This window comes from Clostridioides sp. ES-S-0049-02 (assembly GCF_020658465.1).
In the GTDB taxonomy this organism is placed as follows: Bacteria; Bacillota; Clostridia; order Peptostreptococcales; family Peptostreptococcaceae; genus Clostridioides.
Genome location: NZ_JACVWG010000003.1, coordinates 79537 through 93415 on the forward strand (window position 1 = coordinate 79537; position 13879 = coordinate 93415).

Sequence of the window (13879 nt, forward strand, 5' to 3'; positions counted from 1 at the left end):
ATGGAAGTATTTAGTTAATTTTTATACATTTTATTTTTTTCGAAATAAGTTTTTTATAAAAAAAGTATTTTTATATCTAATTAATTTTCCACTTGTAGATAAATTTCTCATGTGTTTTTTAGCAACAAATAAAGCTGAAATTAAGTAGATTATTATTACAATTTGAAGAATAGTGTCATAATAGCTAAGATAATAGAACCAAATTAAGTTATTATATATAACATTATATGTATCAGCAAAGCTAGAAACTAATACAGTAGAGTTTGCAATAGGATAAAGTATAAAAATAAATAAACCTGCTAAAAGTCCATGTGCAAACTTACTTAATATGTATAATTTTAAGTCTATATCTGTTTTTGATAAAAATGTACAACATTGAGCTAGTATGGACAATCCGCTAAATCCTATCAGAAAACTAGCCAAAGATGCTCTTAGGATTTCTGGGGCACTTGTTATACTAGATACCTTATTACAACCAATTGTGATTTCAAATAGACCGCTTACAAATGCTTGACAGAGCTCCTTATTGACACCTAAAAGTGAAAGTGGTAAATATATAACTGATGCTATTAAAGAGATTACATTAAATAGTGATAGTATTTTAAATACTACCGAAAAAACAATTACAAATCCACCAACTGTAAGTAATGTATTTACTCCATTAAAGACAGCATTTCCAAATAGAACAAAAAAACCATTACCACTAGAACTTCTAATATTAATTATGTTTTTTATGTTTGTTTTTAAATCTAATTTTGTCTTTGGAAGATTTTCATTTCCATAATTTCTGAAAAAAAGACCAACCAATATAGTTCCCAAGTAATGGCATAAAATCATCAAGTAACCTAAATTTGAATTTTGAAACATACCTGTACCAACTGAGCCTATTATAAATAAAGGTCCTGATGTAGAACAAAAAGATACCAGTCTTTGGGCTTCATGCTTAGAAATCTGTTTATTGCTTCTAAATTCAGAAGCTAGACTTGCTCCCACTGGATAACCAGATACTGCTGATATTGCAAAAGCTAAAGCACTTTTTCCTGATACATTAAACACAAGTCTAGTTATGGGATTAATAATAAACCCTATAATATCTACTATTTTTAAATCGACAATTAGGTTTGCACCAATTATAAAAGGGAGTAGCGATGGGACTAGAACATTAGACCATATGGAAAAACCCTCTCTTGCAGATTTTATAGCTTCATTTGGGTATAAGATAATGCCTAAAACTAGAACCCCAACTATGATAGCTGGAGCGAAAAAACCAATAATTTTATTTTTTTTCATAATATCACCTGTAAATTTGAGTTATAAGATATTATATTAAAAGTAACAAAAATATATGAATGTAATGGCTTAAGATATATAATAGATATATATTATAACAACGACTACTACATGGGAGGAAAAAATGTTTAATAGTATAGCTAGTAAAAAAGTTTATGAACAAGTAATTGAGCAAATTCAATATAAAATATTAAATGGAGAGTTAAAAAAGGGTGATAAACTACTATCTGAAAGAGAATTATCTGAACAAATGAATGTAAGTAGAACCTCTATTAGAGAAGCTATCAGGGTTTTAGAAACTATGGGTGTGATAGAAAGTAGACAAGGTGAGGGTAATTTTATATGCACAAATATAGAAAAAACTTTAATAGAACCTTTATCTATGATTTTTAAACTGAATAATGGTACACTTGAAGACATACTAGAGCTTAGAATAATTTTAGAAATTGAGATTGCAAAACTTGCTTCAAAGAGAATAACTTCTTCTGAATCTATAGAATTAAAAAGTATAATAGATGAAATGAGAATAGAAACCAATAAAAAAGATAATAATCAAATTTTGGTTTTATTAGATCAAAAATTTCACAGCAAATTGGCTACAATAAGTAAAAATTATTTAATTCAAAGTCTTTTTATAACAGCCTCAAAATTGTTTGATGGATTTATAGAGGATGCAAGAGAGAAGATAATTGCAGAACCTTTAAATGAAACTATCTTGCTTAAGCAACATGAAGCTATATATAAGGCAGTTATAGAAAACAATACTGAACTTGCACATGAAAAAGCGAAAGAGCATATGAGATTTATAAGTAAAAACTACAGAAAAAATGAAAATTAAAAGTTTGTTATAAAATAAATTATTCTTGCAAATAGAAGATAATGGTACTATTATATAAATGTAAAACTGGTATGACCACATACCAATTTTATAGTTTATTATAATGGGAGATTAAAGATGGTAAAGTTAAAAGTACCTTATTCAAAGCAAGGAATGATTTTAGAAATACCTAACAAACGTTTTCTTGGTGTCTTGGAATCAAAATCGGATAATTATGTAGAACATAAGACACAAGAAGAAATAGTTGAAGAATCTATGAATAATCCAATAGGCTCTTTATCATTGGAAGAGTTAGTTAAAGGAAAAAAGAATGTAGTCATAATTACAAGTGACCATACAAGACCTGTTCCAAGTAAAGTAACTATGCCAATTCTTTTAAGAAGAATTAGGAAAGCTAATCCTAAAATTGATGTGAAGATTATAGTAGCAACTGGTTTTCATAGGCCAAGTACAAGAGAAGAATTAGTTTATAAGATGGGAGAAGAAATTGTAGATAATGAAGAAATAATCATGCATATATCTACTGATGATGAAGCTATGTGCAAGGTGGGTGTATTACCTTCAGGTGGGGATTTATATATAAATAAACTTGCATATGATGCAGAACTTTTAATCGCAGAAGGTTTTATAGAACCACACTTTTTTGCAGGTTTCTCAGGAGGAAGAAAAAGTGTACTTCCAGGAATAGCCTCTGCAAAGACTATAATGTATAACCATTGTAGTGATTTTATAGATAGTGACAATTCGAGAACTGGAAAATTAAAAAATAATCCTATTCATGAAGATATGGTATATGCAGCTAAGGTTGCCAAACTAGCATTTATATTGAATGTTGTAATAGATAAAGAGAAAAAAGTAATAGCATCATTTGCTGGTGATGTCGAAAAAGCACATACCCGAGGTTGTGAATTTGTAACAGAACTCTCAAAAGTAAATTCCATAAAGTCAGATATTGTAGTGAGTACAAATGGTGGATACCCATTAGACCAAAATATTTATCAAGCAGTTAAGGGGATGACAGCAGCAGAGGCTACCTGTAAAGAAGGTGGAGTAATAATAATGATTGCAGCATGTAATGATGGTCATGGAGGTCAATCCTTTTATGAAAATGTAGCAAATGCAGATTCTCCAAAACAACTTTTAGAAAAAATTAGAAGTGTTGACAGATGTGATACAATTCCAGACCAATGGGAATTTCAAATATTAGCAAGAATACTATCTAAGTATACTGTAATAATGGTAACAGATAAGTGTAGTCCTGAAATGATAAATAAAATGCATATGAAACATGCATTTAATTTTAAGGATGCTTTAGAGATGGCTACTAATATAGTCGGTGAAGATAGTAAAGTTACAGTTATACCTGATGGAGTATCAGTGATAGTTAAATAAAAAAGGGGTGTAGTTTATGGAAATTTTGACATGTATTAAACAAGTACCTGGAACAACCACAGTAGAGGTTGATGAATCCACAGGTGTATTGAAAAGAGATGGAGTAGATTCAAAAATGAATCCTTATGATTTATATGCTTTAGAAACAGCACTTAGAATAAAAAACGACATAAAAGCTAATTTAAAAGTACTTACTATGGGTCCTCCGCAAGCAAAGAAGGTAATAGAAGAGAGTTTTATGATGGGGGCAGATGAAGGAGCTTTAATAAGCGATAGAAGATTTGGAGGAGCAGATGTCTTGGCAACTTCTTACACTATATCGCAAGGTATTAAAAAAATGGGTAGAGTAGACTTAATAATTTGTGGAAAACAAACTACTGATGGTGATACAGCGCAGGTTGGACCTGAAGTAGCCGAGTTTTTAGATATACCTCATGTAACTAATGTTACAAAATTAATTGAAATCAAAGAGAAAAGCATAGTTGTTGAAATAGATATGCCAAATGATTTACAAGTATGTGAAATTGAGTATCCTTGTTTGATAACAGTAGAAAAAGATATTTTTCAACCAAGATTGCCTTCATTTAAGTTAAAGTTAGAAACTAAAGAAAGAAAAATACCTGTGTACAGTTTAGATGATTTTGAAGATAAGGACGAAGATAATTATGGATTAAATGGTTCCCCTACTCAAGTTGTAAGAATATTTCCTCCTAAGCCAAATACAGATAAAAATATTATGAGAGGAAATGCAGAAGAGTTAAGTTCTGTGCTTATAAATAAATTAGAGGAATTAAAATTAGTCTAAGGGGGAAGAAGAAATGTCAAAAATAGTTGTAAATCAAGATAAAATAACTGATTTAAAAAGAGTACTAGAAATTTGTCCTTTTGGTGCTATAGAAGAAAAATCAGGTAAGGTAGAAATAAGTGCTGGCTGTAAGATGTGCAAATTGTGTGTCAAAAGTGGACCCAAAGGTGCATTTGAATTTATAGAAAGTAATAAAGCAAAAATAAATAAGGATGAATGGAAGGGAGTGGCAGTATATGTAGAACATCATAATGGAAATATACATCCTGTAACATATGAACTTATAGGAAAAGCTCGCAAAATGGCATCAAAAATAAAGCAACCTGTATATTGTGTATTTGTAGGAAAAGATATAAAAGATAAATGTAAAAATCTTATCTCCTATGGTATTGATGAAGTATTTGTATACGATGAAGATGAATTTAAAGAATTTAGGATAGAACCATATGCAAAGGCAATAGAAAACTTTATAAATAAAATAAAACCAACAATAATGTTGGTTGGTGGAACTACATTAGGTAGGTCATTAGCTCCAAGGCTTGCTGCTAGATTTAAAACAGGGCTTACAGCAGATTGTACAATACTTGATGTGCAATCAAACACTGATTTAGACCAGATAAGACCAGCATTTGGTGGAAATATAATGGCTCACATAAATACACCCAATAATAGACCTCAATTTGCCACTGTAAGATATAAAATATTTTCAGCTCCAGAAAAGGTAGAAAATGCTACAGGGAAAATAACTTTATGTGAAATAGAAAAAAAAGAATTAAAATCTAAGATTAAAGTACTAAGTGTAAAAGAAAAAAATAAAGAAGTTGGTCTTGAAGAAGCAGAAGTAATAGTAGTTGCAAGTAGAGCAATAAAGAAACAGGAAGATATGGATATGATATATAAATTAGCTGACAAGTTAAATGCTCAAGTAGCAGGAACAAGACCAATTATAGAAGCAGGTTGGATAGATGCTAAAAAACAAATAGGTCTTAGTGGTAGAACTGTAAAGCCTAAATTAATAATAACTTGTGGTGTATCTGGAGCTGTTCAATTTGTTGCAGGAATGCAAGGAGCTGATTATATAGTAGCTATAAATAAAGATGATAAGGCACCTATACTTGATGTAGCACACTTAGCTTTAATAGGAGATATTTATGATATTATTCCTAAATTGATAAAAAAAATAGAAAATAATAAAAATGATAAGCAAATATATGTGGCATCAGCAGCTGAATAGGGGGATAGAGATGTATAAATCAATTGATAAAAAAGATATAGATTTTTTAATAGATATTTGTGGAGATGAAAATGTAGTAGTTGGAAGTGATATAAATGAAGATTTTTCACATGATGAACTTGGAGGAATAGAAAAATATCCTGAGGTTTTAGTAAATGTGATTGAAACCGAGCAAGTATCTAAAATAATGAAATATGCATATGAAAACAATATACCAGTTACGCCAAGAGGACAAGGAACTGGTCTTGTAGGAGCTGCTGTTGCCATAAATGGTGGAATAATGATTAATCTATGTAAAATGAATAAAATACTTGAGGTTGATTATGAAAATCTAACATTGACAGTAGAACCAGGAGTTTTGCTTATGACAATAGGTCAATATGTTCAAGAGAGAGACTTATTTTATCCACCTGACCCAGGTGAGAAGAGTGCTACAATAGCAGGTAATATAAATACTAATGCAGGTGGAATGAGAGCAGTAAAATATGGTGTTACAAGAGATTATATTAGAGGTCTTGAAGTAGTATTACCAAATGGAGAAGTTATAAATATAGGGGGAAAAGTAGTTAAAAATAGTTCTGGATATAGTATAAAAGATTTATTAATAGGTTCAGAAGGAACTTTAGGAATAGTTACAAAAGCGATATTAAAATTGCTTCCTTTACCAAAGAAAAGTGTAAGTTTACTTATACCTTTTCCTAATTTATCAATGGCAATAGAGACTGTTCCTAAAATAATAAAATCGAAATCAATACCAACAGCCATAGAATTTATGGAGAGAGATGTAATATTGGCTGCGGAAGAATTTTTAGGTAAAAAGTTTCCAGATAATACATCAGATGCTTATCTTCTACTTACGTTTGATGGAAATAGTATTGAAGAAATTGAAAAAGAATATGAAAAAGTTGCTAATCTGTGTTTAGAAAATGGAGCATTAGATGTATTTATATCAGATACGCAAGAAAGAAATGATTCTATATGGTCAGCCAGAGGCGCTTTCTTAGAAGCTATAAAGGCATCTACAACAGAAATGGATGAATGTGATGTCGTTGTACCAAGAGACAAGGTAGCAGAGTTTATAAGATATACTCATGAGCTTCAAGATGAGTTAAAAATAAGAATAAAAAGTTTTGGTCATGCAGGTGATGGAAATCTACACATATATATATTAAAAGATAGTATGGATGAACATACTTGGAAAGTAAGATTAAAAGAAGCTTTTGACTGTATGTATAAAAAATCTAGAGAACTTAATGGTCAAGTCTCAGGTGAACATGGTATAGGATATGCAAAAAAAGAGTATTTACATGAATCAAAATCAGATGCCTATATGATGTTAATTAAAAATATAAAAATAGCTTTTGACCCTAAAAATATTTTAAATCCAGGAAAAATATATTAAATATATAAATGTTATTTTTAAACATAAAAGTTATAAAAAACAGGTTTAAATTTAATAACTTAAATTTACTTTTTAATGTTAATAGTATTTGTAAATATTAATATTATTTATAAAGATTTTAGGATGGCAATGTTTATTTAACTTTAGAAATATGAAATATTATTTAAGTTAAGTTGGTGTTACCATCCTAAAAATATGAATACACATGTGAAGCGTATTTTATTTATAAAAAATATTTGTAATTATAAATACATCTTATTAATTTAATGAGGTTATTTAAAATTTATAAGGTTATTTAAAAAACTTATTTTACATATATTGGACGAGTGTAAAAGTCCATAGGACCTTTTACTAAACCTTTATTATTTCTATAATATACTGAGTTGTATATATTTGTAGATTTTATATCATAACTTATAAGTGTTTTAAAAATAGCATCATCTAATGAAAATGATATATTTGAAAATTTATTTATTATGTCTATGTTAGATTTATTTTTTATCTCTTTTAGAACTTCTCTACCTTTGTCATTAAAAGCAAGTATTCTTATATAAGGAACAATATCTATATCTTTTACAAGGTGAATATCGCTTTTTTTTATGCCTAACAATATATTATTTAAAGTTCTCTTGATTTTAGTTAAAGTATATCTCTTAGATTTAATTGATAATTGTAATTCGTATAAAGAATTAGATGTAAAAATATCTTTGTAAATTTTATTTTCTATACCTTCATTTACTTCAAAATAATCCTTTAAATTGGATATGTCCCTAAGTATGATTGTCTTTAAAGTATCAAAAAATAATTCATCAAACATAGGAAAAAATTTATTATCTATTTTTTCGTTTAATATACTATAAGTTTTTTCTGGAATAACTTTTTTTAATTGAGAGATATTACAATTTTCCTTAAGTGAAGTTCTTATAGCAGTAGCAGAGCAAATACTATTATCAATTTCTTTAGAGTTGTACTCTGACTGAACTCTGGAAATAGTAAATGGCTTTATATTGCTGTTTAAATTGATAAGATTTTTTATATATTCTATACCAAGTATATTATTTGATGAATTTAATATTTTTAATAATTGTTCTTTTGTAGTTTTTTGAGATAAGTCGTTGTTTTCATATTGGTGTATATAATCAAAAAGTGAATTAGCTCTAGCCACTGGAAATAACATACCATCATCTAAATATTTTTTTAAAAGTAATTTAAATTCTTTTGGCTCATTTGCTAAAATCTCTGCAATACTATAAAGAATATCTGTGTTTCCCTCTTCACTACCAAAACATACAGAACTTATGCAGTTTAGAGAATTTAAAATTGTTATGGCACCATGAGAAAAAATTTCGGCACTTTGGCAAGCAAACATAGTTGGTAATTCTATAACTAAGTCTACACCATTTTCGACAGCAATTTTTGCTCTAGTATATTTATCAAATAAAGCGGGCTCACCTCTTTGAAGAAAGTTTCCACTCATGATTGCCACTGTATGTGTTGCATTTGTTTTTTCTATAGATTTAGATAAATGATAGATATGTCCATTATGAAATGGGTTATATTCAACTATTAATCCAAGTATATTCATAAAATGCTCCTTTTTCCTTTGTTTATTTTATCTATATTGTAATTTATTATAATATGTATAAAATTTAAATTTTTAATTACCTAGCTAAAAAACATAAAAAAATTTGTTAAAATGTAGAAATACTACATAACAAGAAATCAGTTAAGTGTTATTAAAATAACTTTATTAAGCCTTTATATTATATTATTATAGCAAATGGGAAAGAATAATCTACATTAAGTTAATTTGTTAATAAATTGTTATTAAAACACACAATTTGCTGTAGTAGAAATATGATATAATATAAAAAAAAGTATATACTTTTATATTAAAAGGTGATATATTATTTATGAAAATCGTTTAATGTATACAATAATATATCTATGACAAAATAATAAAATATAAGTTTTTAGACATTTATTATGAATCAAAATTGATTACATATCATTTATAAAAATCTAAGGAGGAAATAATAATGAAAATATTAGTATTAAACTGTGGGAGTTCTTCATTAAAATATCAATTAATAGATATGAGTAATGAAGAAGTTTTATGTATAGGATTAGTTGAAAGAATAGGAATCGAAGGTTCTATACTTAAACATGAAAAAGCAGGAAGAGATGATAAATACATTGTTGAACAACCAATGAAAGACCATAAAGATGCAATAGCATTAGTATTAGAAGCTGTTGCTCACCCAGAATTTGGTGCAGTTAAAGAAATGAAAGAAATAGATGCAGTAGGGCATAGAGTTGTTCATGCTGGAGAAAAATTTGCAACTTCAGTAGTAATAACTCCAGAAGTAGAAGAAGCTTTAAAAGAATGTATAGATTTAGCTCCACTTCATAATCCAGCAAACATAATGGGAATTGATGCTTGTAAGGCTATACTTCCAGGTGTACCAATGGTAGGAGTATTTGATACTGCTTTCCATCAAACAATGCCTAAATCTTCATACTTATATGGTTTACCTCATGAATTATATACTAAATATGGAGTAAGAAGATATGGGTTCCATGGAACTTCTCATAACTATGTATCTCAAAAAGCAGCAGAGATGTTAGGAAAAGATATAAAAGACTTAAAAATAGTAACTTGTCACTTAGGAAATGGTGCTTCTATAGCTGCTGTTGATGGTGGAAGATGTATAGATACATCTATGGGATTCACTCCATTAGAAGGATTAATAATGGGAACTAGATGTGGAGATATAGACCCTGCTATACTACCTTTCTTAATGAGAAAAGAAGGTTTAGATGCTGATGGATTAGATAAATTAATGAACAAGGAATCTGGAGTATATGGAATGACTGGAATTTCTAGTGATTTCAGAGATATAGAAGATGCAGCTAAAAATGGAGATGAAAGAGCTCAAGCAACATTAGAAGCTTATGTTAAAAAAGTACAAAAGTATATAGGTGCTTATGCTGCTGAAATGAATGGATTAGATGTTGTAGTATTTACTGCTGGTGTAGGTGAAAATGGAAAGGCTATAAGAGCAGACATAGCTTCTAATATGGAGTTCTTAGGAATGAAACTAGATAAGGAAGCTAATGATGTTAGAGGAAAAGAAACAGTAATATCTACTGATGACTCTAAAGTAAAAATGCTTTTAATACCAACTAACGAAGAATTAATGATAGCTAGAGATACATTAAGATTAGTAAAATAATTTAATTAAACTTATGCCTATCAAGTAAAAATACTTGACAAACAAATGCTAGATTTGTATAATAAATTTGGTGATATGTTGAGGTGAACTTAATGAAAGTTAGCATAGAAAAAATAAATAGAAAAGAAACTGACAAAATAGACTTGAATTTTTGTGAAAAAATTGATACTATTAGTTATTGTGATGAGATTTACAAATTAGTATCACCTGTAAATTTAAAAGGTAAAGTATCAAAGACTAATAAAGGTTTGTATCTAGATATAGATGTTAATTTTACAATTGTTGACAATTGTTCAAGATGTCTTAAAGAAGTAGAAATACCATTAGAGTATTCTATACAAGGTTTTTTAGTAAAAGAAGAAGATTATGATGAAGATGAATTTGAGGAGTTTGATCCTTTTATATTTGATGGTGAAGAAATCGACCTTATTGATATAATAGAACAGACATTAGATTTTAATGTGCCTCATAAAGTTCTTTGTAGTGAAAACTGTAAAGGTCTTTGTCAAGGATGCGGAGCAAACTTAAATAAAGAAGAATGTTCTTGCAGTGAAATTACAAACGATGAGGAATACATAGATCCTCGTTTTGCTAAATTAAAAGATTTATTTAATTAAATTTTGACTAAGGAGGTGGCGTAAATGGCAGTACCAAAGCGTAAAACGTCTAAATCAAACACAAAAATGAGAAGAGCAGCTAACTCAAAGATGGAAGCAACAGGATTTGTAAGTTGCCCACAATGTCATGAGCCAAAATTACCACATAGAGTGTGTCCAGACTGTGGATATTATAAAGGTAAAGAAGTTGTATCTAAGTAATAGCTTCTAAAAAACATGTAGAGTGTACTCTACATGTTTTTTTTGTACATATAAAAAAGATGATTTACTAGAGAAATAAATGGATTTTATGCATATTAAAAATTAGAAAAATAATAATATAAGTATTGAAAATTTTTGTGTGTTACTATATACTACTATTAGTAGCTGGTACTAATTACAGCTATAAAATTTGGAGGGAACATGAAAAAGAAGAGTAAAGCCCAAAGACAACAAGAGCTTATAGATATGCTAAAGACTGATCCTTTTTATACTGATGAAGAATTATCAAGTTTGTTTAATGTTAGTATACAGACAATAAGATTAGATAGAATGAGTCTAAACATACCAGAGCTAAGAGAAAGAGTCAAATCAATAGCAGAAACTCAGAGTTCAAAAGTAAAGACTTTAGGAGTAAAGGAAATTACAGGCGAAATCATTGATTTATCTGTAGGGCAATTAGGTATATCTATGTTAGAAGTTACAGAGGACATGATTTACTCTAAAACTAATACTTTGAAAGATACGTATATATTTTCTCTAGCAGATTCATTAGCAATGGCTATAATAGATGCACCTAAAGTTATTATGAGAGTTGCAAATGTAAAATGTTTTAAGTTGATAGAACAACAAGACAGACTTATAGCAAAAGCAGAAGTGTATAGAAATATAGACAAAAAGCATTATGTAAAAGTTGTTATCAACAATAAAGCCCAAGAGCAAATATTTAGAGGGAAGTTTATCTTTGAAGAGTTAGATTAGGAGGAAAATCATGAAAATAGTAATAGATGGAATGGGTGGAGATAATGCACCAAAATCTAATGTAGAAGGCGCAGTAAATGCTATAAAAGAATATCAAGTAGATTTAATAATCACAGGAGATAAAGATTTATTAGAAAAGGAATTTTCAAATTATGAATTTGATAAAAATAAACTAGAAATAGTTCATACTACTGAGATTATAGAAAATGAAGATAAACCAGTTAAGGCTATAAGAAGCAAAAAAGATTCATCTATGGTAGTAGCATTAAACCTCGTAAAAGAAGGTAAGGCAGATGCTATAATATCAGCTGGAAACACAGGAGCTTTACTTGCTGGTGGATTATTTGTAGTCGGTAGAATAAAAGGAATTGATAGACCTTGCTTATGCTCAGCAATACCAAATGTAAAGCGAGGAATGACACTTATAGCAGACTGTGGTGCGAATGCAGATTGTAAATCTAAGAATCTAGTTGAATTTGCAGCTATGAGTAATATTTACTCAAGAAAAGTGTTGGGACTTGAAAATCCTAAAGTGGCACTAGCAAATGTTGGACTAGAAGAAGGTAAAGGCAATGATTTAGTTAAAAAATCATATGAGGAAATTAAAAAATTAGATTTAAATTTTATAGGGAATGTAGAAGCTAGAGAGGTTATAAATGCATATACAGATATAATTATTTGTGATGGATTTACAGGTAATATATTACTTAAATCTGCTGAAGGGGTAGCCCTTTCAGTTATGAGTCTTATAAAGGAAACTTTTATGGCTAGTACAAAAAGCAAAATAGGAGCATTACTTATAAAAGATGATTTAAAAAAATTAAAGAGTTTTATAGATTATTCTGAGTATGGTGGAGCTCCACTTCTAGGATTAAATGGAGGAGTTATAAAGGCTCATGGTAGCTCTGATGCTAAAGCTATAAAAAATGCTATAAATCAAGGTATAAAATTTACAAAAGGAAAAGTTGTTGAGGATATCAATCAATTTATAAGTAAATATAATGAAGAAAATAAAAATAACGAAGATGAATAAACTCGTTTTGGAGGTTTAATATATAATGAATACAAAGGCTGGAATATTAGGTGTGGGAAGTTATCTACCTGAGAAATCATATGATAATTTTCACTTCGAAAAAATAATGGATACATCAGATGAGTGGATAAGCACTAGAACTGGTATTAAGGAAAGAAGATTTGTAGAAGATAATGAAGCAACTTCTGACCTAGCATCTAAGGCTGCTTTAAAAGCTATAGAGTGTGCAAAGTTAAACGTAGAGGACATAGAGTTGATTATTTTGGCAACAATTACTCCTGATATGTCTTTGCCTTCAACTGCATGTATAGTACAAGAAGCAATAGGAGCAGTGAATGCTACTGCATTTGATATATCAGCAGCTTGTTCTGGATTTGTATATGGAGTAACTATTGCAAAGCAATTTGTGGAAACTGGTTGTTATAAAAATGTACTTGTAATAGGAGCAGAAACTTGCTCAAAGTTTCTAAACTACAATGATAGGTCAACAGCAGTATTATTTGGAGATGGTGCTGGAGCAGCTGTTATTGGACCTGTAAGTGAAGGCGGAATCCTATCTACACATATGGGTTCTGATGGTAGGGGAAAAGATTGTTTAAAGATACCTGCTGGAGGTTCAAGACTTAGAGCAAGTAAAGATACTGTAGAAGCTAATCTACATACAATAGAGATGGCAGGTAGCGATGTATTTAAGTTTGCAGTTAGAAAGATGGCAGAAACATCTTTAACAGCTCTTGAAAAAGCAAATTTAAATACAACTGATATAGACTATCTAATACCACATCAAGCTAATATAAGAATAATACAAGCTTCTTCTAAGAGATTAGGGCTTGATATGAATAAGGTTTATGTAAATATAAATAAGTATGGAAATATGTCTGCTGCATCTATACCTGTTGCGCTAGATGAAGCATATAAAGAAGGAAAAATCAAAAAAGGTGATAATGTAGTTTTAGTTGGATTTGGTGGAGGTTTAACTTGGGGAGCTTCAGTTGTTAAGTGGACTTTATAGTACAAAACATCTAAAATTCTTTAATTAACAAAATTAGCTTTATCTAAAAATTAAAGTTAA

Annotated in this window: 13 protein-coding genes; 11 read left to right on the forward strand and 2 right to left on the reverse strand. The window is 29.2% G+C overall.

Features of this window, described 5'->3' with window-relative positions:
* Positions 1-30 precede the first annotated feature (30 nt).
* Entirely contained in the window at positions 31-1290 is a 1260-nt protein-coding gene (locus tag IC213_RS09135; protein WP_227434091.1) for a sporulation integral membrane protein YlbJ, read from the reverse strand.
* A 124-nt stretch (positions 1291-1414) separates the two neighbouring features.
* Between IC213_RS09135 and IC213_RS09140 the strand changes: the two genes are divergently transcribed.
* The 5 genes from IC213_RS09140 to IC213_RS09160 all read left to right on the forward strand — a co-directional run bounded on the left by IC213_RS09140 (position 1415) and on the right by IC213_RS09160 (position 6961).
* Positions 1415-2128 carry a FadR/GntR family transcriptional regulator gene (locus IC213_RS09140; protein WP_227482189.1) on the forward strand — a complete coding sequence of 238 codons (714 nt, stop codon included), beginning with the start codon at positions 1415-1417 and terminating at the stop codon, positions 2126-2128.
* 117 nt (positions 2129-2245) lie between these two features.
* The gene (gene larA / locus IC213_RS09145; RefSeq protein WP_227855013.1) at positions 2246-3520 is read left to right on the forward strand and encodes a nickel-dependent lactate racemase; all 1275 of its coding nucleotides are present in this window, start codon (positions 2246-2248) and stop codon (positions 3518-3520) included.
* A 16-nt stretch (positions 3521-3536) separates the two neighbouring features.
* Positions 3537-4325 carry an electron transfer flavoprotein subunit beta/FixA family protein gene (locus tag IC213_RS09150; RefSeq protein WP_227863020.1) on the forward strand — a complete coding sequence of 263 codons (789 nt, stop codon included), beginning with the start codon at positions 3537-3539 and terminating at the stop codon, positions 4323-4325.
* Positions 4326-4338: 13 nt separating this feature from the next.
* Positions 4339-5559, forward strand: a complete 1221-nt coding sequence (locus IC213_RS09155; RefSeq protein ID WP_227836218.1) for an FAD-binding protein — start codon at positions 4339-4341, stop codon at positions 5557-5559.
* A gap of 10 nt (positions 5560-5569) precedes the next feature.
* The gene (locus IC213_RS09160; RefSeq protein ID WP_227482191.1) at positions 5570-6961 is read left to right on the forward strand and encodes an FAD-binding oxidoreductase; all 1392 of its coding nucleotides are present in this window, start codon (positions 5570-5572) and stop codon (positions 6959-6961) included.
* A 304-nt stretch (positions 6962-7265) separates the two neighbouring features.
* Here IC213_RS09160 and IC213_RS09165 read toward each other — a convergent pair whose 3' ends face one another.
* Positions 7266-8546, reverse strand: coding sequence for a nucleotidyltransferase (locus IC213_RS09165; protein WP_227863021.1), 1281 nt, complete (start codon positions 8544-8546; stop codon positions 7266-7268).
* Between the two features lie 454 nt (positions 8547-9000).
* Here IC213_RS09165 and IC213_RS09170 point away from each other — a divergent pair, with 454 nt between their 5' ends.
* The 6 genes from IC213_RS09170 (at position 9001) to IC213_RS09195 (ending at position 13819) form a co-directional block, all read left to right on the forward strand.
* Complete coding sequence (locus IC213_RS09170) at positions 9001-10197, forward strand: acetate/propionate family kinase (protein ID WP_227434098.1); 1197 nt, start codon at positions 9001-9003, stop codon at positions 10195-10197.
* A gap of 92 nt (positions 10198-10289) precedes the next feature.
* Entirely contained in the window at positions 10290-10814 is a 525-nt protein-coding gene (locus tag IC213_RS09175; protein WP_227434099.1) for a YceD family protein, read from the forward strand.
* Between the two features lie 24 nt (positions 10815-10838).
* Positions 10839-11015: a 50S ribosomal protein L32 gene (rpmF, locus tag IC213_RS09180; RefSeq protein ID WP_003419113.1), complete on the forward strand. Its 177-nt coding sequence runs from the start codon at positions 10839-10841 to the stop codon at positions 11013-11015.
* A gap of 201 nt (positions 11016-11216) precedes the next feature.
* Complete coding sequence (fapR, locus tag IC213_RS09185; protein ID WP_227434100.1) at positions 11217-11774, forward strand: transcription factor FapR; 558 nt, start codon at positions 11217-11219, stop codon at positions 11772-11774.
* A gap of 10 nt (positions 11775-11784) precedes the next feature.
* Positions 11785-12807, forward strand: a complete 1023-nt coding sequence (plsX, locus tag IC213_RS09190) for a phosphate acyltransferase PlsX (protein WP_227482194.1) — start codon at positions 11785-11787, stop codon at positions 12805-12807.
* A 25-nt stretch (positions 12808-12832) separates the two neighbouring features.
* Positions 12833-13819 carry a beta-ketoacyl-ACP synthase III gene (locus IC213_RS09195; protein WP_227434102.1) on the forward strand — a complete coding sequence of 329 codons (987 nt, stop codon included), beginning with the start codon at positions 12833-12835 and terminating at the stop codon, positions 13817-13819.
* Positions 13820-13879 lie beyond the last annotated feature (60 nt).